The organism is Nocardia gipuzkoensis (assembly GCF_021183645.1).
Lineage (GTDB): Bacteria > Actinomycetota > Actinomycetes > Mycobacteriales > Mycobacteriaceae > Nocardia > Nocardia abscessus.
This window is the reverse complement of the sequence record NZ_CP089225.1, coordinates 7602438-7627281: the sequence shown is the minus strand read 5'-3', so window position 1 is coordinate 7627281 and position 24844 is coordinate 7602438. Positions and strand designations below refer to the sequence as shown.

General features: G+C 68.1%; 21 protein-coding genes and 1 pseudogene. 17 read left to right on the top strand and 5 right to left on the bottom strand.

All coding sequences use genetic code 11. The features are described from left to right. Positions 1 to 3 precede the first annotated feature (3 nt). From LTT66_RS34640 to dmpG, 9 genes and pseudogenes are all read left to right on the top strand, one after another. Positions 4 to 843: an SDR family NAD(P)-dependent oxidoreductase gene (locus LTT66_RS34640; protein ID WP_233062689.1), complete on the top strand. Its 840-nt coding sequence runs from the start codon at positions 4 to 6 to the stop codon at positions 841 to 843. Next, positions 840 to 2042, top strand: a complete 1203-nt coding sequence (locus LTT66_RS34635) for an NAD(P)/FAD-dependent oxidoreductase (protein ID WP_233062688.1) — start codon at positions 840 to 842, stop codon at positions 2040 to 2042. Before LTT66_RS34640 ends, LTT66_RS34635 begins: the two co-directional genes overlap by 4 nt. A 13-nt stretch (positions 2043 to 2055) precedes the next feature. Then, positions 2056 to 2250: a ferredoxin gene (locus LTT66_RS34630; protein WP_043701659.1), complete on the top strand. Its 195-nt coding sequence runs from the start codon at positions 2056 to 2058 to the stop codon at positions 2248 to 2250. Positions 2251 to 2297: 47 nt separating this feature from the next. Then, positions 2298 to 3536, top strand: coding sequence for a cytochrome P450 (locus tag LTT66_RS34625; protein ID WP_233062687.1), 1239 nt, complete (start codon positions 2298 to 2300; stop codon positions 3534 to 3536). Between the two features lie 316 nt (positions 3537 to 3852). Next, positions 3853 to 5191 (top strand): annotated as a pseudogene (locus LTT66_RS34620) (lipase family protein). Between the two features lie 245 nt (positions 5192 to 5436). After that, a complete protein-coding gene (locus LTT66_RS34615) occupies positions 5437 to 6639 on the top strand; it encodes a cytochrome P450 (protein WP_195102932.1) in 1203 nt (400 codons plus the stop codon). A 147-nt stretch (positions 6640 to 6786) separates the two neighbouring features. Beyond that, entirely contained in the window at positions 6787 to 7572 is a 786-nt protein-coding gene (locus LTT66_RS34610; protein WP_233062686.1) for a 2-keto-4-pentenoate hydratase, read from the top strand. A 17-nt stretch (positions 7573 to 7589) separates the two neighbouring features. Further along, positions 7590 to 8504, top strand: a complete 915-nt coding sequence (locus LTT66_RS34605) for an acetaldehyde dehydrogenase (acetylating) (protein WP_043701804.1) — start codon at positions 7590 to 7592, stop codon at positions 8502 to 8504. Positions 8505 to 8550: 46 nt separating this feature from the next. Then, positions 8551 to 9591: a 4-hydroxy-2-oxovalerate aldolase gene (dmpG, locus tag LTT66_RS34600; protein ID WP_233062685.1), complete on the top strand. Its 1041-nt coding sequence runs from the start codon at positions 8551 to 8553 to the stop codon at positions 9589 to 9591. A gap of 70 nt (positions 9592 to 9661) precedes the next feature. Here dmpG and LTT66_RS34595 read toward each other — a convergent pair whose 3' ends face one another. The 5 genes from LTT66_RS34595 to LTT66_RS34575 form a co-directional block, all read right to left on the bottom strand. Beyond that, positions 9662 to 12130 (bottom strand): CaiB/BaiF CoA-transferase family protein, encoded by a 2469-nt coding sequence (locus LTT66_RS34595; RefSeq protein WP_233062684.1) that lies wholly within the window; start codon positions 12128 to 12130, stop codon positions 9662 to 9664. A 54-nt stretch (positions 12131 to 12184) separates the two neighbouring features. Further along, positions 12185 to 13144, bottom strand: coding sequence for an enoyl-CoA hydratase/isomerase family protein (locus LTT66_RS34590; protein WP_233062683.1), 960 nt, complete (start codon positions 13142 to 13144; stop codon positions 12185 to 12187). A gap of 94 nt (positions 13145 to 13238) precedes the next feature. Next, entirely contained in the window at positions 13239 to 14363 is a 1125-nt protein-coding gene (locus LTT66_RS34585) for a M24 family metallopeptidase (RefSeq protein WP_233062682.1), read from the bottom strand. Continuing rightward, complete coding sequence (locus LTT66_RS34580) at positions 14353 to 15588, bottom strand: M24 family metallopeptidase (RefSeq protein WP_233062681.1); 1236 nt, start codon at positions 15586 to 15588, stop codon at positions 14353 to 14355. The genes LTT66_RS34585 and LTT66_RS34580 overlap by 11 nt, the downstream gene beginning before the upstream one ends. After that, complete coding sequence (locus LTT66_RS34575; RefSeq protein ID WP_233062680.1) at positions 15585 to 16760, bottom strand: amidohydrolase family protein; 1176 nt, start codon at positions 16758 to 16760, stop codon at positions 15585 to 15587. The genes LTT66_RS34580 and LTT66_RS34575 overlap by 4 nt, the downstream gene beginning before the upstream one ends. A gap of 469 nt (positions 16761 to 17229) precedes the next feature. Between LTT66_RS34575 and LTT66_RS34570 the strand changes: the two genes are divergently transcribed. The 8 genes from LTT66_RS34570 (at position 17230) to LTT66_RS34535 (ending at position 24842) form a co-directional block, all read left to right on the top strand. Beyond that, the gene (locus LTT66_RS34570) at positions 17230 to 17835 is read left to right on the top strand and encodes a TetR/AcrR family transcriptional regulator (RefSeq protein ID WP_195102945.1); all 606 of its coding nucleotides are present in this window, start codon (positions 17230 to 17232) and stop codon (positions 17833 to 17835) included. Then, on the top strand, positions 17832 to 18338 hold the full coding sequence (locus tag LTT66_RS34565; protein ID WP_043701826.1) for a hypothetical protein: 507 nt from the start codon (positions 17832 to 17834) through the stop codon (positions 18336 to 18338). The genes LTT66_RS34570 and LTT66_RS34565 overlap by 4 nt, the downstream gene beginning before the upstream one ends. Positions 18339 to 18737: 399 nt before the next feature. Further along, positions 18738 to 19478: an MlaE family ABC transporter permease gene (locus tag LTT66_RS34560; protein ID WP_227955026.1), complete on the top strand. Its 741-nt coding sequence runs from the start codon at positions 18738 to 18740 to the stop codon at positions 19476 to 19478. Positions 19479 to 19491: 13 nt separating this feature from the next. Beyond that, the gene (locus LTT66_RS34555; RefSeq protein WP_372478690.1) at positions 19492 to 20337 is read left to right on the top strand and encodes an MlaE family ABC transporter permease; all 846 of its coding nucleotides are present in this window, start codon (positions 19492 to 19494) and stop codon (positions 20335 to 20337) included. A gap of 11 nt (positions 20338 to 20348) precedes the next feature. Next, the gene (locus tag LTT66_RS34550; protein ID WP_233062679.1) at positions 20349 to 21551 is read left to right on the top strand and encodes an MCE family protein; all 1203 of its coding nucleotides are present in this window, start codon (positions 20349 to 20351) and stop codon (positions 21549 to 21551) included. Further along, positions 21548 to 22570, top strand: coding sequence for an MCE family protein (locus LTT66_RS34545; protein ID WP_233062678.1), 1023 nt, complete (start codon positions 21548 to 21550; stop codon positions 22568 to 22570). The genes LTT66_RS34550 and LTT66_RS34545 overlap by 4 nt, the downstream gene beginning before the upstream one ends. A 2-nt stretch (positions 22571 to 22572) precedes the next feature. Next, positions 22573 to 23607 carry an MCE family protein gene (locus tag LTT66_RS34540; RefSeq protein WP_233062677.1) on the top strand — a complete coding sequence of 345 codons (1035 nt, stop codon included), beginning with the start codon at positions 22573 to 22575 and terminating at the stop codon, positions 23605 to 23607. Continuing rightward, positions 23604 to 24842, top strand: coding sequence for an MCE family protein (locus LTT66_RS34535; RefSeq protein WP_233062676.1), 1239 nt, complete (start codon positions 23604 to 23606; stop codon positions 24840 to 24842). The genes LTT66_RS34540 and LTT66_RS34535 overlap by 4 nt, the downstream gene beginning before the upstream one ends. Positions 24843 to 24844: the final 2 nt, after the last annotated feature.

Sequence of the window (24844 nt, the reverse complement as noted above, 5' to 3'; positions counted from 1 at the left end):
CCCATGACCGACGAATTGGCGGGCAAAGTCGCCATCGTCACCGGCGGCGCGTCGGGAATCGGCAGCGCGACGGTGGCGCGGTTCGTCGCCGAAGGCGCACGCGTCGTGGTCGCCGACGTGGATCTCGAGCGCGGCGCGGCCTCGGTGGCCGGTTACGGCGCGGCCGCGGTGTTCCAGCAGACCGACGTCGCCGACCCGGAGCAGGTCGAGCGGCTGGTCGACACCGCGGTGCGGACCTTCGGCGGGCTGCACGTGATGTGCAACAACGCCGGCATCTCGGGCACGATGCACAAGAGCCTGCTGCACGACGATCTCGCCGACTTCCACCGCGTCCTCGGCGTGAACCTGCTCGGCGTCATGGCGGGCACCCGCTTCGCGGCCCGGCACATGGCCGACAACGGAGGCGGATCGATCGTCAACGTGTCCTCGGTCGGCGGCATCCAGGCGGGCGGGGGAGTGCAGAGCTACCGGGCGTCCAAGGCGGCGGTCGTGCACTTCACGAAATCGGCGGCGATCGAACTGGCGCAGTTCGGCATTCGCGTCAACTGCATCGCGCCCGGCAACATACCGACCTCGCTGCTCGCCTCTGCGGCCACGACGATGTCCGCGGAACTCGGCGAGCGGTTCACCAAGGCGATGCGCGAGTCCATGGAGGCCGACCGGCCGTTGCGGCGGGAGGGCACACCCGAGGACGTCGCGGAGGCAGCCGTCTATTTCGGCGGTGACCGATCCCAGTACGTCACCGGAACCATGTTGCCGGTGGACGGCGGCACGGTCGCCGGCAAACCCCTGAGACCGCGCAAGAAATCGGCGGAGCAATCGGTGGCGGCGAGGCCGCGATGATCCGCCGCACCGGAGTTCTCGTCGTCGGGGCCTCGGCCGCGGGTCTGGCCGTCGTGGAAGCGCTGCGCCGAGAAGGATATCGGGACCGCATCACCCTGCTCGGCGGTGAGCCGCACCTGCCCTACGACCGTCCGCCGCTGTCCAAGCAGATCCTCTCCGGCGCCTGGCGGCCCGAGCGGACGCTGTTGCGCGCACCGCGCATGCTGGCCGGACTGGACGCCGACCTCGTGCTCGGCTGCCGCGCCACCGCCCTCGACGTCACCACCCGCACCGTCCACACGACGACCGGCGCCGTGACGGCGGACCACATCGTGATCGCCACCGGGGCCGCCCCGAGGATGCTGCCCGCACCGCCCGGATTGCGCGGGGTCCATGTGCTGCGCACGCTGGACGACGCTCTCGGGCTGCGCGACGACCTGTCGGCCCGTGCGCGCGTGGTCGTGGTGGGCGAGGGTGTGCTCGGCGCGGAGATCGCCGCCACCGCAAGGCAAACCGGTCACGACGTCACGATGACGGGTCCGCAGCGCGCCCCGATGGCGGCTCAGCTCGGCGGTTTCGCCGCCGGGCTGCTCGCCGACCTGCACACCGGCAACGGAGTGCGCCTGCGGCTCGGCGTCGGCGTCTCCGGCCTCAGCGACAGCGGCGGCGAGGTCACCGGAGTCGTCCTGGAGACCTCCGAGACTCTGCCCGCGGATCTGGTGGTGGTCGCGATCGGTGCGGTGCCCGCCACCGACTGGCTGCTCGGCAGCGGGCTCTCGCTGGCCGACGGCATCGTCTGCGACGAGCGCTGCCGCGCCGCCGAGGGCGTCTACGCGGCCGGCGACGTCGCCCGCTGGCATCATCCGGTCCTGGGGACGAAGCTCCGTCTGGAGAACCGCACCAACGCGACCGAACAGGCGGGCGTGGTGGCGGCCAACATTCTCGGCGCCGAGCGGGCGTATCAACCGATTCCGTATTTCTGGACCGACCAATTCACCACCAAGATCCAGGTGTACGGGACCATCACGGCCGACGCGCAGGTCACCGTCGTCGACGGAGACCCGGCCGACGGCCGGTTCGTCGCGCGGTTCGAGCGAGGCGGAGCCGTCACCGCGGTGCTGGGCTGGAACATGCCCAAGCAGGCCAGGATCCAGCGGCAGCAGTTGGCGCAGGCGCATGCGCTGCTCGCCTCGCCCTCTACCCCAGCTCACTCCCCGTAGGAAGAAGGTCCCGATGAAAGTGACTGTCGATCAAGTCAAATGCGTCGCGGCCGGGCATTGCGTCATGCACGCGGCCGATGTGTTCGACCAGCGAGACGAGGACGGCATCGTCGTCCTGCTCGACGAGAACCCGCCGGACGAACTCGCCGAGGACGTGCGCCAGGCCGCGGCCGTCTGCCCGGCCATGGCCATCCACATCGAGGAATGAACCGGCAGCCTGCGGTCCGCCCGCAGCCGATCACCCAGGAGTGCACAGTGTCCGAAGCACTGACCGAAACGACCGCCTCAGCCACGGAGGTTCCCGACTATCCCATGCCCCGCTCGACCGGGTGCCCGTTCGCGCCGCCGCCCGAGGCGTTGCGGCTCGGCAAGACCAAGCCGCTCAACCGCGTGCGGATCTGGGACGGCAGTACACCGTGGCTGATCACCGGATACGCCGAGTTCAAGACCCTGATGTCGGACCCGAGGGTCAGCGTGGACGATCATCGGCCCGGCTTTCCGCACTGGAACGAGGGGATGGCGGCGATCGTGGACAGCAGGCCGAAGTCGCTGTTCACCACCGACGGGGAGGAGCACAGCCGGTATCGGCGGATGCTGACCAAGCCGTTCACCTTCAAGCGGGTGGAGGCGCTGCGGCCGATCATCCAGCAGATCACCGACGAGCACATCGACCGGCTGCTGGCCGGACCGCAACCCGGCGATCTCGTCGAGGCGCTGGCCCTGCCGGTGCCGACGCTGATGATCAGCGAGATGCTCGGCGTGCCGTACGAGGACCACGAGTTCTTCCAGAAGCACGCCACCGTCAACGTCGATCGGTACGCGACCAAGGAGCAGGCCGCCGAGGGCCGCTCCGGGCTGGCGCGATACCTGGTCGAGCTGGTCAAGAAGAAGCTGGAAAGCCCCGCCGAGGACGTGGTGTCGGATATCGCCGAGCGGGTCCGCGCCGGCGAGATCGACATGAAGGAGGCCGCGCAGTTGGGCACCGGCCTGCTGATCGCCGGGCACGAGACGAGCGCCAACATGATCTCGCTCGGAGCCCTGGCCCTGATGCGCAATCCCGATCAGTTCGCCCTGCTGCGCGATAGCGACGATCCGAAGATCGTGGTCAACGCGGTCGAGGAACTGTTGCGCTACCTGAGCATCATCCAGAACGGCCAGCGGCGCGTCGCGATCGAGGACATCGAGATCGCGGGCGAGACCGTCCGGGCGGGTGACGGCCTGATCTTCGACCTCGCTCCGGCCAACTGGGACGAGAAGGCATGGGAGCAGCCGGATCAGCTGGATCTGCGCAGGCCCGCCGCCCAGCATCTCGGGTTCGGATTCGGCCCGCATCAGTGTGTCGGGCAGCAGCTGGCCAGGGCTGAACTGCAGATCGTCTTCCGGACGCTGGTGCGGCGAATTCCCACGCTGCGCTTGGCTATTCCGTTCGAGGAGGTCCAGTTCAAGCACGACCGGCTCGCTTACGGGGTGTACGAGCTGCCGGTGAGCTGGTAGGCCCGCGCGCTGAAACCGCTGCTTCCGCCCATCCGGCGTTGTCACCAGCGACCGCCGGGCACCCGCCGGTATCCGGCGGCCGCCCGGCGGTCGCGCGTTCACTGGGTGCGTCCGGGCTGACCTGTCGGTCCAGTCCGTCGGGCGGTGAACGCTACCCGGCACCGGCGAGAGATCTGAGACCAGTGAGATTCATATCAGCCAGTAATCGTGTTACTCTACGGTAGGTCAGTAGCTGTGACATGTCTCATGTCGAACTGCTATTGAGGCCGAGGACACTCCGGCGACGGCGCCGGGTGGAGTTCATGGAGAGTTATCGATGCAGCGACAGCAGGGGCAGTCTCGGTCGAGGTGGCGGCGATGGGCCGTTCCGGTGGCGGCGGCGATGGCCGTGGCCTGTGCCACCGCGGTAGCGGTGGTGGGGGTGGATACCAGGGAGGCGGCGGCCGCCCCGGTCAGCGATTTCTACCTCCCGCCCGCGCAGATCCCGTCGGAGCCGGGCGCGATCGTCAAGACCGCGCCGATGGCGTTGTTCGCGACCGTGCCCACGGACAAGGGATGGCCGGGCAAGGCGCAGCACGTCATGTACACCACGCGGTTGCAGGACGGGTCGCCGGTGGCGGTGTCGGGAACGTTCATCGACGCCACCGGCCCGTGGCAGGGCCCTGGTCCGCGTCCGACCGTGGTCATCGGTCCCGGCACCTCGGGGCAGGGCGACCGCTGCGCGATGTCGGTGGCGTTCTCCACCGGGATGACGGTGTTCACCGATCCCTCGCCGGGGCTGTCGGCGAACCAGGAACTACCGGCCTCGGCGGTGTGGAGTGGGCTGGGCGCCCGCGTTCTGGTGACCGACTACATCGGACTTGGCACGCCGGGCATCCATACCTACGCCAACCGGATCGAGGCCGCGCACGCCGTTCTCGACGGGGTCCGCGCGGCGCACAAGCTAGCGGGCGCCGGTCCCGAGACCCCGGTGGTGTTGTGGGGTTACTCGCAAGGTGGCGGTGCGGCCGCGGCCGCGGCGGAGATGCAACCGGAGTACGCGCCGGAGTTGAATCTCAAGGGCACCTGGGCGGGTGGGCCGGTCGCGGATCTGGCCGCGATCCTGGAACGCATCGACGGCGCGTTGATCGGCGGCGCGATCGGGTTCGCGATCAACGGTTTGCTCGCGCGCTATCCCGAGCGTGCACAAGGCCGTCGACCGGGTGACCAGTCCCGCCGGGCGCGCCACGCTGGAGACGCTCAGCAACGCATGCATCGGCGACATCATCACCCATCATCCCTTCCTGAAGACCAGCTCGCTGACCAACGACGGACGCTCGCTCAGTGAACATCTGGCGGCGATTCCCGAGGCCGCACCCGCCCTGGCCGAACTGCGCGTCGGCAACCTGGCCCCGGCCACGCCGGTGCTGATCACCAGCGGTTTGAACGACGACACCGTCCCCTACGGCCAGGCCCGCCGGCTCGCCGAAGACTGGTGCGCGAAAGGCGCCACGGTCACCTTCCGCACCAACGACCTGCCGCCGATCCTCCCCGGTACAACCATCCCGAACCATTTCGGACCCGAGATGATCGACGGATTCGGCCCCGACAACGCGATCACCTACCTGCTCGATCGCCTCGCGGACAAACCGGTCTCCGGTTGCACTTTCGACTGAATCCGCCTGCGCCAGAACCCGAGCGGGCCCCGCATCCGACGCTGTCGGCATGCGGGGCCCGCTTGCTTTCTGTGCACCGGATTCCCTCCCGTACCGCGTGAGAATGGCAATCTCCTCAGACGAGAAGATTAGTTGCATCAACGTATCGGCGGATTTACACTGGCAGGACTCCGACAACTCGGTCTTCGGCTGAATCTCGTATGCGCCACCGAGGACGATGATGTTTCTGCGAGAGGCGAACCTCAGTGACCACCAGCGCGGCCAGCGACGTGTACTACGACCCGTACGATGTCGAACTCAATGCCGATCCGTACCCGATGTTCAAGCGGCTCCGCGAGGAGATTCCGCTGTACTACAACGAGAAGCACGACTTCTACGCGGTGAGTCGCCACGCGGATGTCAACGCGGCGTTGCTGGACAAGGACACCTACAGTTCCGCGCGCGGCGCGATCATCGAGCTGATCAAGGCCGATATCGAAATCCCCTCCGGCGTGCTGATCTTCGAGGATCCGCCGATCCACGACATCCATCGCAGCCTGCTGTCGCGGATGTTCACCCCCCGCAAGATCCGGGCGCTCGAGGACAAGATCCGCGAGTTCTGCGCGCACAGCCTCGATCCGCACGTCGGAACCGGACGGCTGGACTTCATCGCCGACATCGGTGCGCAGATGCCGATGCGCACCATCGGCATGCTGCTCGGCATCCCGGAACAGGACCAGGAGGCCATTCGCGACTTCGCGAACGAGCAGATGCGCACCGAGGAGGGCAAGCCGATGAAGGCTGCCTCCGAGGGCATGGTGAGCGGCGACATCTTCGCCGCCTACATCGACTGGCGGGCCGAGCATCCCTCCGACGACATCATGACCGAGCTGCTCAACGTCGAGTTCGAGGACGAGACCGGCACCGTGCGACGGCTGACCCGCGCGGAATTGCTGACCTATGTGAACGTGGTGTCCGGCGCGGGCAACGAGACCACGACACGGCTGATCGGATGGGCGGGCAAGGTCCTCGCGGAGCATCCCGATCAGCGCCGAGAGCTAGTGGAGAATCCGCGATTGATTCCGAACGCGGTCGAGGAGTTGCTGCGGTTCGAATCGCCCGCCCCGCATGTGGCGCGGTACGTCACCCGGGACGTCGAGGTGCACGGCCGGACCGTGCCGGAGGGCAGCGCCATGATGATGCTCATCGGCGCGGCCAACCGCGACCACCGGCAGTTCGCGCCGGACGGCGACGTTTTCGACATCCACCGCGACACCCGCCAGCACCTGTCGTTCAGTGTCGGCACGCACTACTGCCTCGGATCGGCGCTGGCCCGCCTGGAAGGGCGGATCGCGCTCGAGGAGATCCTCGCGCGGTTCCCGGAGTGGGAAGTGGACCTGGCGAACGCGAAGCTGTCGCCCACCTCGACCGTTCGCGGCTGGGAAACGTTGCCGGCGTTCACCGCGTGAACCGCTTCCGGTGCCGCCCGGTCGCCGATGCCGTCCGCGTAGGAACCGACGCGTCCGGGCCCACGGCATGCTCGCTCTCTGTGCGAGCCGGATCGGTCCGGATGTGCACATCGTGAACGCTCCTCGGCGACCAGGAAGGGAATTGAGATGTTGACTGCCCGCTCCCGTAGTGAGCTGGCTGCGAACCTTGTCGAGGCGGAGCGCAGCCGCGCACCGCTGTCGCCGCTGACCACCGCGCACCCGCTAATAGACGTCGTCGACGCCTACGCGATCCAGCTGATCAACATCCGCAGGCGCGTCCGCAACGGCGCGCGGGTCGTCGGGCACAAGGTCGGGCTCTCGTCGAAGGCCATGCAGCAGATGATGGGCGTCGACGAGCCCGACTACGGTCACCTGCTCGACGATATGCTGGTCTCCACGGAGGAGCCGGTGCCCGCCGGACGGTACTTGTACCCACGGGTCGAGGTGGAGGTGGCCTTTCTCCTGGGTGCGGATCTGCCCGGGGCGCAGTGCACCGAAGCGGACGTGCTCGCCGCCACGACGGCCTTCGCGCCCGCGATCGAATTGATCGACTCGCGCATCGAGAACTGGGCGATCCGGTTGTGCGACACCATCGCCGACAACGCCTCATCGGCGGGATACGTCCTGGGTACGCAGCGGGTGGCGCCCGCCGATATCGACATCACCGCCATCGACGCGGTGCTCACCCGCAACGGGGAAGTGGTGGCCGAGGGCCGCAGCGACGCGGTGCTCGGCAATCCCGTCACGGCGGTGGCCTGGCTGGCTCGGAAGGTAGCGGGCTTCGGGGTGCGGTTGCGTGCGGGGGACGTCGTCCTTCCCGGATCGTGCACCAAGGCGATCGACGCGCACGCGGGTGACGAGTTCGTGGCCCGGTTCGCGGGCCTGGGCTCGGTCCGCCTCGCCTTCGACTGATCGGAACAAGGAGCGTTATGCCGGCGAAAGCATCCGTAGCCATCGTGGGGTCGGGCAATATCGGCACCGACCTGCTGTACAAGCTGTCGCGGTCGCAGTGGCTCGAGCCGCGCTGGATGGTGGGTATCGACCCGGCCAGCGAGGGTCTGGCGCGGGCCGCCCGGCTCGGGCTGGAAACCACCGACAAGGGGGTCGATCACCTGCTCGCGCAGGCAGAGAAGCCCGATCTGGTGTTCGAGGCCACCTCGGCCGCCGTGCATCGCAGGGCCGCCGCGCGCTACGCCGAAGCGGGGATCCGGGTCATCGACCTCACGCCCGCCGCGGTCGGCCCGGCGGTCGTCCCGCCCGCGAACCTGCGGCAGCATCTGGACGCGCCGAACGTCAACATGATCACCTGCGGCGGGCAGGCGACCATCCCGATCGTGTACGCGGTCTCGCGGGTGGTCGAGGTGCCGATCGCCGAGATCGTCGCGTCGGTCGCGTCGGTGTCGGCCGGGCCGGGAACCCGCGCGAACATCGATGAATTCACCAAGACCACCAGCCGCGGGGTGGAAACCATCGGCGGCGCCGCGCGCGGCAAGGCGATCATCATCCTCAACCCGGCCGACCCGCCGATGATCATGCGCGACACCATCTTCTGTGCCATTCCGGAGGACGCCGACCGCGCCGCGATCGCCGCGTCCATCCACGAGGTCGTCGCCGAGGTGCAGACCTACGTCCCGGGCTACCGGCTGCTCAACGAGCCGCAATTCGACGATCCGTCGGTCAATTCCGGAGGCCGGGCGCTGGTGACGACGTTCCTGGAGGTCGAAGGGGCCGGGGACTACCTGCCGCCCTACGCGGGCAACTTGGACATCATGACGGCCGCGGCCACCGAAGTCGGCGAGGAGATCGCGAAGCGGACCCTCGGCGTCGCGGAGAGCGCCCGGTGAGCGAGACGGCGGCGACCAGCGACCGGACGATCGAAGGACAAGGCAGATGAGCGAATCCGATATCTGGGACGTCCGGATCACCGACACGTCGTTGCGGGACGGTTCACATCACAAACGACACCAGTTCACCCCGGACGAAGTGAGCGCCATCGTCGCCGCGCTGGACGCGGCCGGCGTTCCGGTGATCGAGGTGACCCACGGTGACGGCCTCGGCGGCTCGTCGTTCAACTACGGCTTCTCCAAGACGCCCGAACAGCACCTGATCAAGCTGGCCGCCGAGACGGCCACGGAGGCGAAGATCGCGTTCCTCATGCTGCCCGGCGTCGGCACCAAAGAGGACATCGAGGAGGCCAGGGACAACGGGGGATCGATCTGCCGGATCGCCACTCATTGCACCGAGGCCGACGTGTCGATTCAGCACTTCGGGCTCGCACGGGATCTCGGCCTGGAGACGGTCGGCTTTCTCATGATGGCCCATACCTCCGCGCCGGAGCAGCTCGCGGCACAGGCGCGGATCATGGCCGACGCCGGATGCCAGTGCGTCTACGTGGTCGACTCCGCGGGCGCCCTGGTCATGGAGGGCGTGGCAGACCGGGTGTCGGCGCTGGTCGCGGAACTCGGCGACGACGCGCAGGTCGGCTTCCACGGTCACGAGAATCTCGGCCTCGGCGTGGCGAACTCGGTGGCGGCGGTGCGCGCGGGCGCCCGGCAGATCGACGGCAGTGCCCGCCGGTTCGGCGCGGGCGCGGGAAACGCTCCGGTGGAGGCGCTGATCGGCGTGTTCGACAAGATCGGCGTCAAGACCGGCATCGATTTCTTCGACATCGCCGACGCCGCCGAAGACGTCGTGCGCCCCGCGATGCCCGCCGAGTGCCTGCTCGATCGCAACGCGCTGATCATGGGCTACGCGGGCGTCTACTCGAGCTTCCTGAAACATGCTGTCCGCCAGGCGCAGCGCTACGACGTGCCCGCCGCCCAGCTGCTGCACCGCGCCGGCCTGCGCAAGCTGATCGGCGGCCAAGAGGATCAGCTCATCGACATCGCACTGGAACTCGTTCGCGAACGCGACGCCGAAGCGGCGAGCTAGCGCCGAGCGGTCCCCCCACCGTAGCAATCCCGCCGCGAAATGTGCTCTCGCGGCGGGATTCCGGCGTCGGTCACTCGGATTTCACCGGTGGGCGCGCGACGGCCGGAGTACCTCCGATGACACCGTCGTCCTGCAGCGCGCGGATCTCCGCCTCGCTCAGGCCGAGCTCGGTGAGCAGCTCGGTGTTGTGCTGGCCGAGCAGGGGAGCGGGCTCGCGATGGAAGCGTCGCGGACCGGCGGAGAACCGCACCGGTACCGTGCTGTGCCTGGCCGTCTCGGCGACCGGGTGGGCGACCGGCTCGAAGAAGCCCCGGTACTGCAGCTGGGGCAGTTCGAACTGACGATGCGGTTGCATGACCTGGGCGACCGGGACACCGGCGTCCCAGAGGACGCGGACGATCTCGTCGCTGTCGCGCTCGGCGCACCACGCGGCGAGCCGCTCGTCGATCAGGTCGTGCCTGCGGCGGCGGCCCGCCTCGGTCGAGAGTTCCGGATCCAGTGCCCAGAACGGAGTTCCGAGCGCTTCCCGCAACCGCCGCCACTGCGCGTCGGTGGCTACCGCTATCGCCACCCAGCAATCCTGCGCGCCGAATTCGTTCACCCCCGCCGCGCGGTAGAGGTTCTGCGGCGCGGCGACGGGACCGCGGTTGCCGTCCCGCTCGAGCAGCACGCCGTAGGCCGAGTACTCGATCACCTGCTCGGCGGCCACGTTGAGCGCCGCCTCCACCATCGCGGCCTCCACCAGTACGCCCTGACCGGTGCGCCGACGGTGTTCCAAGGCCAGCAGCAGAGCGTTGAGCGCGTGCACGCCCGCGTTCGGGTCGCCGATCGAATAGGGCTCCACCGGATTCTGGTCGGGGTGGCCGGTCAGCCAGGTCAACCCCGAGGTGTCCTCGATGACGTACGCGAAGGCCGGATGGTCGCGCCAGGGGCCGTCCAATCCGAATCCGGGCATCCGGACCATGATCGCGTCCGGGCGCAGTTTCCGTACGGCGGGGTAATCCAGGCCGATCTGTTCCAGCACCCGCGGCGTGTAGTTCTCGACGATCACGTCGCACGTGGCGGCCAGGCGCTCGAGCAGGTCCTGCCCGCGTTCGGTGCGGAAGTCCAGCGTGAGGCTCTTCTTGTTGGTGTTCAGCCCGGAGAAGATCGGAGACTTCTCCCACCACTGCTCTTCGGTCAGCGGCACGCCCGCGATGAGGCGAGTGCCGTCCGGACGCCCGGCCGACTCCACGTGCACGACCTCCGCGCCCAGCATGGCGAGGAAGTGGGTGCACGACGGCCCTGCCCAGAACGTCGTGAGGTCCAGGACACGAAGATCACGGAACGGCAGGGGATCCCGCTCGGCGAGACCCGCCGCGCCGCGGTGCGCCGGGCGGCGGGCGCGGTATTCCTCGGTGTGCTCGCCGAGGCGCGGAGCAGGCAGCGGATCCCGCAGTAGCGCGGGCCGGGTGCGGTACGGCGGGCCGGGCTGGACGAAACCGTCGCGGGGGTTGACCGTGAAGAACTTCCGGGCCACGTGGTGGTCCATGGTGGTGGCGTCGGCGCCGTTGACCACCGGGCCGTTGGGGATGCGGAAAGCCGTCGCCAGGTCGCGGATCACCTCGGCAGGCTGCTCGGCCAGCCAGGCGAAGATCTCCGGCGCCTTCTCGTTGGCCTTCTGGGTGATCCCCGGAGCGAGGTCCTCTTCGATCCATTCCGGATGGCCCACCATCGCGCACAGGTCGAACCACTGCTGGGCGGTGCCGCATCCCACCGCCACCAAACCGTTGGCGGCGGTGGCGACGCCGGGCACGCTGAGTCGTCGTTCGGTGCGGAACGGACGGCCGAGGGCGTCGAAGAAGGAGACCGGGAAATAGGTGAGCCCGAGGATCTGCGTCTCCAGCACGGACAGGTCGACGAGTTCGCCCCCAGCGGATCCGAGCGTGCGCAACCGCGAGGTCATGGTGGCCGCGCTGGCGTAGGCGCCGGCGAACCACTCACCGACCCGGCCGCCCACGTGCACGGGCGCACGATCCGGTGCACCGCGGCCGAGCCCGACGATGCCACCGGACCAGGCCTGCAAAGTGAACTCGGTAGCCGGGCGATCGTGCCACGGCCCGTCCAAGCCGAAAGGGGTTATCGCGGTGACCACCAGGTGCCGATGGGCGCGGCGCAGCGCGCCCGGGGCGAGCCGGGGATGCTCGGCCAGGCGCGAACCCGGCGACCACACCACCACGTCGGCCGAGGCCAGCAGGCCGTCGACGAAATCCAGATCGGCGGCCACACCGGGGTCGGCGACGACACTTTTCTTCGAACCGGCCAGGAAGGCGAACAGCGCACCGTCGGCGCCGGGCTCGAGTTCGGCTCGGGAGGCCGACCAGCGCCGGAGTGGATCCCCCTCGGGCGCTTCGACTTTGATCACCTCCGCGCCACCGTCGGCCAGTAGTTTGCTGCAATACGCACCGGCGATCCCGCAGGAGAGGTCGACCACGACGCAACCGCGCAGCGGCGGCTCCACGGGGCGTTCGGCGCTGCTTGCGGATTGTTTCGATGCCATGACCCTCACCATTCCGATCACCGGCGCGGGACCGCCGACCACAGCCGCGGCGGACTAGACCTGCTTCTTGCGACCCGACTTGCTCAACCGGAACTCCGGCGGGAACTGCGCGTCGTTGTCCTTGACCGAGTTGTTCAGCCCGCCTTCGAAGGCGTTGTCCAGCATGAGTTCGTCGTCGTCGGCGTGGATATGGCCGCCCATCGACTCGAAGAACCCGCTCAGCAGGCTGCCCATGTACTCGCCCTGGTGCTGCTTCATCACCTCGAAGAAGACCTTCTGCATGAAGACCGTGTCGGTGGGCCGGTTGCGCGCGCAGGCCAGCGCGTATTTCTCGGTCTCGGCTTCGAGGTCTGCCCGGGGCACGACCTTGTTCAGGAAGTTGCACTCGTACATTTCCCGCGCCGTGAACGCCCGGCCGGTGAAGACCATCTCCTGGAACCGGCGCAATCCCATGGTCTGTGCCCACGTCCACATCCGCGGCCCCCAGCCGTAATACCGGAACGACGGGTGACCGAACAGGGCGTCGTCGGAGGAGATCACCAGGTCGGCGTCGGCGGCCTGGTAGAAGTGCCAGCCGTAGCAGTAGCCCTTCACCTCCAGGATGCTGATCTTCTTGAACTCCTGGAGGCTGCGGCAACCGGCCTGGGCGTTGGCGTACCACTGGCTGATCGTGGCACCGTGGCGGAAGGACTCCTTGGGCGGATACCGCACCTCGTCCTCGCCGATCTTGTACTCGCTCAACCGCGGGCCCTGGGTGGGCGCGTTCTGCACCGCCATGAACTCGGGAAGGTCGGCTCCGGTGCCGAGATCGTCGCCCGCGCCGCGCACGACGAGCACTTTCACCTCGTCGTCGACGCTCGCGCGGTGCAACAGATCGGCGTAGCGCAGCCGCGCCGCGATGGTGGGGGCGTTGAGATGGTCGGGCCGGTCGAACGTGATGGTCGCGATCCGGGTCTTGGGGTCCTTCTCGTAGCGGATGATCTCCTCCGCCGAAGGCTGCTCGGGACCGGGCATGGACGGGCTCCTTTGCCGAAGATGAGACGTGTCCGGAACGTTCTGCTGGACACCGTGAACCGGTGCTCCGGCAGCAGCGCCGGAGCACCGATCCCTAGTGCTCCCAGTGCGGAGCGACGGTGAGCACCTCGGCGCCGTCCTCGGTGATCAGCACCGCGTCGCGTCCGAAAACCGCCCCGACACCCGGTTCCCACACGTAACCGGTGACCGCGAGCACCATGCCGGGTTCCATGCGCTCCGCCTCGGCGCTCGCCCGCAGGTGCGAGGTCACCACCGGCGGGTCGAAACCCATGCCGAGGCCCCGCGCTACCGGCATCGGCGGCAGCGGTTCCCCCGCGATCTCGTAGGCGGCCAGCAGATCCGTGCCTGCCGATCCGGGGCGGCATGCCTCGATCAGGCGCGCCCACAACCCGTCCCACCGCCGGTACAGCTTCCGGACGCTGTCGTCGCCCTCACCGCCGACCGGCCAGGTACGGCCGACCTCGCCGATGTAGCCCTCACCGAGGACCCCGGCGGAGAAGGCCACCAGGTCGCCCGGCTGCACGCGCCGATCCGCGCCGGCCCGCCGCCACGGGTGTTCCCGCGAGGTCACCCAAGCCGAGTCCTGTGACGCCGGGGTGCTGACGCCGCCGGCCGCCATGGCTTCGAGCAGCACGCCGATCAGCGCCTGTTCGGTGACGCCCGGCGCGAGCTCGGCCACCGCGGCGGACAGACCTGCCTCGGCGATCCGCAGCGTGCCGCGCAGCACCTGCACTTCCTGGTCGGTCTTGATCCGGCGCGCGGCGCGCATCGCGAGTTCGCCGTCGACCAGCTCGGCGTTGGGGAAGGCGATCGGCAGCAGCTTCGCGAAGGTGGGCGACAACGCGTCGGTGCCGACCCGCCGGGCGGTGGCGGCTCCCTCGATGCCTTGCAGCACACCGATGGTGTTCATCGGATTCCACGCGATCCCGTAGAGGTGATCGTGCGGGATGTCCTCGGGCACGCCTTCGTCCCAGGTGCTCAGCAGATGCACCGCACGTGTTTCCCGCACCACCGTCGCCACCGGCCCGAACGGGCGGGTGCCCGCGACCCACAGTTGCGGTGTGCCAGAGACGTAGCGGGCGTTGGCCTGGCGTCCGAGAACCAGGACGTCCAGGTCATGGGCTTCCATCTGTGCCAGTGCACGATCGCGCCGCCCATGTCGCAGGGCGCGATCGTCCGGCACGACCTCAGTGGCCATACGGGGCATAGGGGTAGTCGGTGAGGGACGTCCAGCCCTCTTCGGTGATCACGATGATTTCCTCGCTTCGGTAGCCGCCGGTGCCGTCCTCCCAGACCACCGGCTCCAGAACCAGCACCATGTTCGGTTCGAACACGAAGTTCTCGTCGAACTCGTCGCCGAGATCGGTGCCGATCATCGGCATCTCGGCGGCGCTCACGCCGATTCCGTGTCCCAGGTAGAAATGCGGCAGCCAGGGTTTGGTGCCGCCGTTGGCGGCGATCGCCGCCCGAGCGAGTTCGGCGGCGGTGGCCCCCGCGCGGGTCACGTCCAGCACCGCGGTGAGAATCTCCCGCCAGCGCTCGAACTGCTTCTGCTGACGAGCGTCGGGCTCGGCGCCGACCGTCCAGGTGCGGCCGAAGTCCGAACAGTAACCGCCGTAGGTGATGCTGACGTCGGTCCAGAGCACGTCGCCGGCAGCCAGTTCCCGCTCTGTGGTCAGTAGCGGGAGGGCGAGATCGCCGTGCGTGGTCCAGACGCCGTCGGCCTTGGTCTCCGGCATCACCTGCCAGATGGCGTCGAGCATGTTGGCGGTGGCGCCCAACTCGAAGGCCCGGCGCACGAAGCTCGCCGACAGATCCATCTGCCTGCGTCCCGGCGCCAGCGCCGCCTGCACGTCGACCATGGCCCGCTCGGTGATCCGGCACGCGGTGCGGATGCAGGCGATCTCGTCCGGTGTCTTGACCAGTTTCGCGGGTCCGATGACGGCCGCGGCGTCCGACGGAGGGCCGCCGGGGAACAGCGTGGACTGCGCTCGCGACATGGCGCCGGTGCACTCGTCCACCGCGATGGTCGCCCCTTCCGGGACGAGATCGGCGATCAGTCGGGCGAAATTCGCCACGCCCTCGTCGAATTCGAGGTAGATGGGCCCGTGCAGGTGATCGGCGGGCAGATCCGATTCCGCCGAGGCTCCCTCCCGGAAAGGCAGGAAGAGGTGTGGCCACGGATCGCCCGCGACGACCACGGCGACCGGTCGCTCGACGTGCGCGAGCCCCGCGTCGCCGAGGGGCCAGTTCGCACCGGTCGCGTACACGACGTTGCTGTTGTTCAGCAGGATCAGCGCGTCGACGCCCTGATCGGCCATGGCCGATCGCAGCCGCGCCCCGGTGGCGCGCCGCATGCGGGCGCGATCCGGTATCTCGGGGATCTCGACGGACGAGGTCGCCGCGACGGGGAACGACGTCATGAGACCAGACCCAGGAATTCCGCCACGTTGCCGCTGACGATGCGGGCGGCGTCCTGTGGGCCCACCGCCTGCACGACGGCTTCCAGAGACTTCTCCGAGTAGCCGAACGTGCTCTCGTTGTGCGGGTAGTCCGACGACCACATGACGCGGTCGCGGCCGATGCGATCGATCAGCGACAGCCCGAGCGGGTCCACCATGAACGACGCGCGCATGTGGTTGTCCCAGTAGTAGCGCACGTCGTGCTCGACCGGGCGGTCGAGCATGTGCTGGAAGGAGGCCAGCATGTGCTCGGCGTCCTGGATCGCCGCGGGCACCCAGTTCACGCCACCTTCGAACCAGCCGATGCTGAGGCCGGGATGCCGGTCGATGATGCCGCTGAAGATGTACTTGGAGAACAGCTCCCGGAACGGCGCGACGTTGTGCATCATGCCGACGGCGACGCTGTTGATTTCGCAGGGGCTCGACAGCGGCGACTCACCGATGTGGTGGGAGACCGGTACGCCGGACTCCTCGATCGCGTCCCACACCGGGATCATCGCGGTGCTCGCGTAGTCGATGACCTTGCCCTCGTCGTCCTTGCCCGCCGACAGCGGCAACAGGAAAGTCTTGAGTCCCAGCGACTTCAGTTCCGTGAGGGTGCGGCGAGCGCCGTCGGCGTCCCACCAGTTGATCAGCCCGACGCCGTAGAAGGTGCCGTCGGATTGTTCCTGCAACTCCGCGATGTAGGCGTTGTACACCCGGAAGGACAGTTCCCGGATCTCTTTGTCCGGGTAGAACAGCAGCGCCAGCAGCGCGTTCGGGAACGCGAGTTCCTTGGCGATGCCGTCGGCGCGCAGATCCGCGATGCGTGCCTCCAAGTTGGCGCTGCCGGAACCGTCCAGCGGGTCGTACTGCATCAGCACGTGGCTGAAGTCTCCGGGCAGGAACGACTTGCCCTTCCGGCCGAGCTGGTAGGCGCCGTCCTCGTACCACACGCGTGGGGCCCGGTCCTTGAGGGATTCCGGGAAACGCTCGTAGAAGATGTCGTGCGCCAGCGAGATGTGGTTGTCGGCGGAGAACACTTCGGTGCCCGCGGGCAGGCCCACCGAACCCTCGGCGTGCCCCCGGCGGTCCTTCGGGGGACCGAAGCCGCCGGGCGGGTACAACGAAGCACTGCTGGTCGGAACCGACATCTTGACCCTCCCATGGATCTGTTGGCTGCACGGAACCGCCGTCCCGCCGGCGTGGGTGGCGAACGCGGAGCCCGGCGGCGGCGTGGGCCGCGACCGGAGATCCGCCTCGACTGTGGTGGCCGGGCTCGCGATGACCCGCGCGGCGGCGATCCTCCTCGGATCGCGGCGGTGTCCGTTGTGGGAATGACGTTATCACAATGGGAGAGGGAGACCTATACCCGTCGTCATATTCCGGCCAGTTAATGCGTCTTGTACAGCGAGAATGTGGTTATCAACAGAATCCGGCAGAACCGGTGTGATCACCCAGGGTGTCGTCGCCGAGGCGGATCTGTTCTTCCAAGGGTCCTATCCGATCGCCGGTGTCAGGTGAAGGTTTCGGAGAGGTTGAATCGATGCGCGTGAGACCCTTGTCACATCGGTAAAACCAACCTACTGTGTGTTCACTAGGTTTGATCGAACAGGGATTTTCGTGACTACTCCTCGTCCTTACGCCTCCCTGCTGGCAAAAGGTGAAGACCGCCGACAGCGCATCCTGGCTGTCGCCCAGCGACTGCTCACCCGAAATGGCTGGCGCAGTACCACGTTGGCTCAGATCGCCCGGGAGGCCGGCGTGAGCCCGGCCGGGCTGCTGCACCATTTCCAGTCCAAGGAGCAACTCCTGCACGCCGTGCTCGACGCCCGCGACGCCGACGACGCCCGCGAAGCCGACGTGACCGGCGATCTGTTCCTGGAGATTCGTAAGGTCGCCGACCGCATCCAGCGCTCACCGGAGCTGGTGGGCACCTTCGTAGTTCTACTGGTGGAGAACCTGCTGCCCGAGGCTCCACTGCACGAGCGCTTGCTCGACCGTTGGAAGGTGGCCGTCGGCATCGTCGCCGACGTCATCCGCCGCAACCAGGAGATCGGACGGTTCCGGCCCGATTTCGATCCTGACATCCGGGCTGTGGAAATCGTCGCTTTCATCAATGGAATGGAGATCTCATGGATGCTCGATCACTCGATCCCGCTGACCGAGGTGTTTCACGAGTACACCAGGTCACTGGCCCGCGACTTCGCTCCGGCTGGGGAACGATGAGATACCGCCTCGACGTCGTCGCGACCAGCGTCGTCGATGTCGTCGAGCACGCGGGCGGATGGCTGTTCGACCGGTCCGTCGCCGGATGGGACGTCACGGTGCTCGTCGCCGATCTGTCGGATACCCGGCCGCTGCGCATCCTCGGCGCGGAAGTGCTGGAACTCGAGCAGGTGCTCGCCTCGCGCGGGCAGGGTCGTCAGCCGCACGCGCTCGCGGTCGCCGCCGACGTGTGCGAATGCGATCGCCGGGCGCGCCGGGGTCTGTTGAAGGCGCTCGACGACGGTGGCGTCCAAGTGGTGGTCTGGGGTGAGGGCTGGCCGTCGCCGCCGGAGCACCGGGTCGATCCGGTGCTGCACCGGCTCAGCGTTGCCGCGCAGGCCTTCAAAGCGCAGGCGCTGACCGCGGCGGCGGTACCGGCCACCGCGGTCGGGACCACGGAGGTCTTCCGCAGCGGACTGTCGTCCTTCCCGCCGATCGGTGCCGACCTCAGTCCCGTCGGCTGACTCTCCCAGCTCCACATCGCTTCGCGCCCGGCTGATCCTCGGCCGTTCGCGCTCGCCTCTTCCCGTCGCGCCGTTCGACCGCTCGTCATCCGGTCGCGGGGCGCAGCCCGCCGCGCCGACCGGTCCCACCCTGTCGAGCGCCTTCGATGTGCGCGCCTTCCTGCGGCATCCGTGTAATCGCCAGTACATCCGCGTATTGAATTCTCATTTCAAGTGTGCAACCGTATGCATATATGAGAATGGCATTTTCCACCACCGAGAGGGTGATTAATGCAATCCCAGGCACAGGCGCCTCCTCCTGCCGCGACCGGGCCATTCGGGCGCGCAGGAACGGGACGCAACCGTCTGCTGCCGGGGCGGGGCCTGCCTGCCACGCTCGCGCGAGCGGCGTCGGGGCCCATGCAGGCCGTCGGCGGGCTGTTCGCGATGTCCGCGGACGCCGTGCGGTTCTTGTTCCGCAGACCGTTCCAGACCAGGGAATTCCTCGAGCAGTCGTGGTTCATCGTGCGTGTCTCGCTGGTGCCGACGCTGCTGGTGGCGATTCCGTTCACGGTGCTGGTCAGTTTCACCCTCAACATCCTGTTGCGGGAACTCGGTGCCGCCGACCTCAGCGGGGCGGGCGCCGCGTTCGGCGCGGTGACGCAGGTGGGCCCGATGGTCACCGTGCTGATCGTGGCCGGGTCCGGCGCGACGGCGATGTGCGCCGACCTCGGCTCGCGCACCATCCGCGAGGAGATCGCGGCGATGCAGGTCCTCGGCATCGATCCGGTGCAACGACTGGTGACGCCACGGATGCTCGCCTCCGGCTTGGTGGCGTTCCTGCTGAACAACCTGGTGTGCATCATCGGCGTGATCGGCGGCTACGTGTTCTCCGTCTATGTGCAGGACGTGAATCCGGGCGCCTTCGCGGCCGGGATCACGCTGCTGACCGGGATCGACGAGGTGATCATCTCCTCGGTCAAGGCTTTGCTGTTCGGGCTCGTGGCCGGACTCGTCGCCTGCTACCGGGGGTTGATCGTGACCGGCGGGGCCAAGGCCGTCGGCAACGCGGTCAACGAGACCGTGGTCTACGCCTTCATGTCCCTGTTCGTGATCAATGTCGTCGTCACGGCGATCGGCATTCAGATGACCGTCCGGTGAAGGAGCGGCGCTCGTGACCCTGATCGCGCGCTATCCCAAGACATTTCGGCGGATCCGGCGGCCGTATCAAGCGTTGGGCCGGCTCGGCGACCACGCCATCTTCTATCTGAAGGCGCTGGTGTACGCGCCGTTCGCCGCCTGGCACTACCGGCGGGAAACGGTCCGGCTCATCGCCGAGATCAGCATGGGCTCCGGGGCGCTGGCGGTGTTCGGCGGGACGGTGGTGATCGTCGGGTTCCTGACCCTGGCCACCGGCGGCACCCTCGCCGTCCAGGGCTACAGCTCGCTGGGCAACATCGGCATCGAGGCACTGACCGGCTTCCTCTCGGCGTTCATCAACGTGCGCATCTCCGCGCCGGTGGTCGCGGGCATCGGGCTGGCGGCCACCTTCGGCGCGGGCGCCACCGCCCAGCTCGGCGCGATGCGGATCAACGAGGAGATCGACGCGCTGGAATCGCTGGCGATCGAACCGATCGCCTACCTGGTCGGCACCAGGATCGTCGCGGGCATGATCGCGATCGTCCCGCTGTACGCCCTGGCGGTCATCGCCTCGTTCATCGCGAGCAGACTGACCACCGTCGTGCTGCTGGGGCAGTCCGCCGGGCTGTACGACCACTACTTCGGGACCTTCCTGAACCCGATCGACCTGGTGTGGTCGTTCGTGCAGGCGATCTTGATGGCCCTGACGGTCCTGCTGATCCACACCTACTTCGGTTTCTTCGCCAGCGGGGGACCGGCGGGTGTCGGCATCGCGGTGGGAAACGCCGTCCGGACCTCGCTCATCGGCGTCGTGTCGGTGACCCTGCTGGTTTCGCTGGCGGTCTACGGCGCCAACGGGAACTTCGACCTGTCCGGCTGAGAGGTGCCGATATGTCATCGACGATGAAGTCGCTCGCAGCGCTGTCGCGCGAGCTGGCGCGTCCCGCGGCCGGGCTTGCGTCCATCGCCCTGGGTATCGCGGTGGTCAGCCTGAGCCTGACCATGTTCAACGGCGGGTTCGCCGACACCGTGCCGGTGACCGTGCTGTCGCCGCGTGCCGGCCTGGTGATGTATCCGGACGCCGACGTCAAGATGCGCGGTGTCACGGTGGGCAAGGTCGAATCGATCGAGGAACACGCCGACGGGCTCGCATCGATCCGGTTGGCCATCGACGCCGGACAGCTGGATCTCATTCCCGCCGACGTGCGGGTGGACATCGCCTCGACGACGGTGTTCGGTGCGAAATTCGTCCAACTCGTCCCGCCGGAACGCCCTGCGCGGCAAGCGATGCGTGCCGGGCAGGTGCTCGAATCCGACCACGTCACCGTGGAGATCAACACCGTCTTCCAGCAGCTGACCTCGGTGCTGGGCCGCATCGAACCGGAGAAGCTGAACGAGACGCTCGGCGCGATCGCCGACGCGACCGGCGGGCGCGGCGACAAACTGGGTCTGATGCTCGGCGACCTGGAGAACTTCCTCGCCCAGCTCGAGCCCGGACTGCCCGCTCTGCAAACGGATCTCGCCATGGCGCCGCAGGTGTTGAACACCTACGCCGACGCGGCGCCCGCCCTGCTGGACACTGCTCGCAACACCGCCGCGATCAGCCGGACGATCGTGGACGAACAGCAGAATCTCGATGCCATGCTGATCGGGCTGATCGGATTGTCCGACATCGGAACCCAGGTGCTCGGCGACAACCGCGCCGCGCTGGACAGCGCGCTGGCGGCCCTGGTGCCCACCACGACGCTGACCAGCGAGTACCACGAGGCCTTGACCTGTGCGCTCGACGGCTTCGGGTGGCTGTCGCGGTCGAAGCCGGTCGACGTGCCCGGCCTCGGGCTGTCGGCGAACTTCCTGTTCGGCACCGAGCCCTACCGGTATCCGCGGCATCTGCCGAAGGTGGCCGCCACGGGCGGTCCGCAATGTTCGGTGATTCCGGTTCCGTACGAGGGACGGCCGCCGTTCGTCGTCGCCGACGTCGGCGCGAACCCGTTCGAGCAGGGCAACCAGACCGTGGAGCTGAACGTGGGCAACCTCCCGCAGGCGCTGTTCGGTCCGTTCGCCGGGGCACCGGGGCAGGGGGCACCCCGATGACGCAACGTAACTCGCCGTTGCTGAAGTTCGGCGTCTTCGCCGCGGTGATGCTCGTGCTGTCCGGATTCCTGCTGCTCGTGTTCGGCGACTATAAGAGCGGGTCGCGGGTCGAATACGCCGCCGTGTTCACCGACTCCTCCGGGCTGCGGTCGGGCAATACCGTGCGGATCGCCGGAGTGGAGGTGGGCACGGTTCGCGCGGTCTCGTTGCGCGACGACCACAAGGTCAGGGTGACCTTCGACGCCGAACGCGGCGTCGCGCTGACGAACGGCACGGCGGCAGCCGTCCGGTATCTCAATCTGGTCGGCGACCGCTACCTGGAATTGTCCGACACCGCCGGATCGACCGGAATCCTGAGGGCGGGCTCGGAAATCCCCGTCGAGCGGACCTCGCCCGCGCTCGACCTCGACCTCCTGCTCGGCGGCCTGAAGCCGGTGATCCAAGGTCTGAACGCGCATGAGGTGAACGCGTTGACCTGGTCACTGCTGGAGATATTCCAGGGCAAGGAGGGCACCCTCGACTCGCTGCTGTCGCGGACCTCCTCGTTCACCACCGCGCTCGCCGGGCACAGCGAGGTGATCGGACAGGTGATCGACCACCTCGGCGCCGTGATGGCGACGCTGGCGAAAGACGGCGAGAAGTTCGCGGGCACCATAGACCGGCTGGAACAGTTGGTCGCCCACCTGTCGCAGGACCGCGACCCGATCGCCGAAGCGATCGTCGCTCTCGACAACGGCACGGCGACCATCGCCGACTTGCTGACCCGGGCCCGTCCGCCGCTGGCGGGCACCGTCGATCAGCTCGCGCGGCTGGCCCCGCTGGTCGACCAGGACAAGCAGCGGCTGGACGACGCCTTGCAGCGGGCGCCGGGCAACTACCGCAAGCTGGTGCGCACCGGCGCCTACGGCAACTTCATCCAGTACTACATCTGCGCGGTGACCGTCCGGGTGACCGACGACGCGGGGCAGGTGGCGGTGCTGCCCTGGATCGAGCAGAAAACCGGAAGGTGTAGCGGGTAGCGATGCTCGAGTACCGCGGAAGTCATCTGGCCCGGCACGGCGTCATCGGCGTCGTGCTCGCGGTCTGCGTCATCCTGGTCGGACTGCAGTCCCAGAAGTTCATCGAATGGGCGACCACCGTGCGGTACCAGGCCGTCTTCAGCGAGGCGGGCGGGCTGGCCGTCGGTGACGACGTGATCGTCTCCGGCCTGAAAGTGGGCCGAGTGTCGGGTGTCTCGCTCCGCGAGGGCGACGCCTGGGTGACGTTCGCGATCGATGAGACGATCCGGCTCGGCGACGAGAGCGCGGCGCAGATCAAGACCGGTTCGCTGCTGGGCAAGCGGGTGCTGACCGTGGTGTCCGCCGGTGGCGACACGCTGCGGCCGTTCGGCATCATCCCGCTGGAGCGGACCTCCTCGCCCTACTCGCTGACCGACGCGGTGGGCGAGCTGGCCACCAATGTCTCGGAGATCGACACCGACTCGCTCAACCGGTCGCTGGACATGCTCTCCTCGACACTGGACCGCGTCGCGCCGCAGCTGGGGCCGGCCTTCGACGGCGTGACTCAGCTGTCCCGCTCGATCAACAGCCGCAACAGCGCACTGCGGGAAATGCTCAGAACCACCGCCGACGTCACCGAGATCCTCTCGCAACGGGGCGGGCAGCTGAACGCGCTGATCCTGAACGCGAATTCGCTGCTGGCCGTATTGGCCGCGCGCCGTCAGGCGATCGTCGAGCTGCTGGCCAACACCGCCGCGGTGGCCAGGCAACTCTCTGGCTTGGTCGCGGACAACGAAGCCGAGCTCGCGCCGACGCTGGATCGGCTGAACTCGGTGGTGGCGATGCTGGAGAAGAATCGCGACAACATCGGCGCGGCGATTCCGGGTCTGGCCAAAGTCGCGCTCACCCAGGGCGAAGCCGTGTCCGGCGGCCCGTTCTACAACGCCTATGTGGCGAATCTGATCCCCGCCCAGCTCATCCAGCCGTTCATCGATCAGGCCTTCGGCATCCAGCCACCCAGCCAGTTCCCCCTCCCGAGCCCGGAGCCGCCCCGATGAAGAAGAGAATTCTCGGCGTCGTCGGTGCGGTGATGGTCGTCTCGCTGATCGTCACCGGTGCCTACCTCGGGTATCGGACAGTGTTCGGCCCGAGGACCATTCGCGCGGTCTTCGCCTCCGCCACCGCGATCTACCAAGGCGACGATGTGCGCGTGGCCGGTGTCGAAGTCGGCCGCATCGCCGCCATCCAACCGCGGGGGACCAGCACCGAGATGGTGCTGGAGGTCGACCGTGACGTCCCGATTCCGGCCGACGTCAAGGCGGTGATCGTCGCCCAGAGCCTGGTCGGCGCCCGCTACGTGCAGCTGACGCCCGCCTACCGCACGCAGGGGCCGACGCTGCCCGACGGCGGGGTGATCCCCTTGGAGCGCACCGCCGTCCCGGTCGAGTGGGACGAGGTGAAGACCCAGCTCACCCGGCTGGCCACCGAACTCGGCCCCGGCATGGACCTGACCGGCAGCGCGACCGGCCGTTTCATCGACAGCGCCGCGAACGCTATGGCGGACAACGGCGCGAAGTTGCGGCAGACGCTGGCTCAGCTGTCCGGCATCGGGCGGGTATTGGCCGACGGCAGCGGCGACATCGTCGGCATCATCGCCGACCTGCAACACTTCGTGACGGTGCTGCGCGACAGCGACGTGCAGATCGTCGAATTCCAGAACCGGCTGGCCAGCCTGTCCAGCGTGCTCGCCGACAGCAGATCGGACCTGGATGCCGCGCTGAGCGAGCTGTCCGTCGCGGTCGGGGAGGTCCAGCGGTTCGTCTCCGCCAACCGGGACGGCGCGTCCGAACAGGTGCAGCGCCTGGTGAACGTGACCCAGAACCTGGTCGATCACCGCGACGACGTCGAGGAACTGCTGCACATTTTCCCCACGAGCATCGCCAACTTCTACAACATCTACAACCCGGACACCGCGACCGAGGCGGGCGTATTCGTGCTGAACAATTTCTCCGATCCCGTGCAATTCGTGTGCTCGTCCATCGCCAGCCTGGAGAAGACGACCACCGCGGAGGCGGCGCGGAAGTGCCGTGACTATCTCGGGCCGGTGCTGGGACTGCTGAACTTCAACTATCTTCCGTTCCCGGTCAACCCCTTGCACGGGCCGAGCGCGCGCCCGGAGAACCTCATCTACACCGAAGACCACCTGATCCCCCAGGTGGTGGCGACCGAGGGGCCGCCACCACCGCCCTTGCCGAGCCTCGCGGACATCCTGTTCCCCGGCGGAAGGCGTTGACC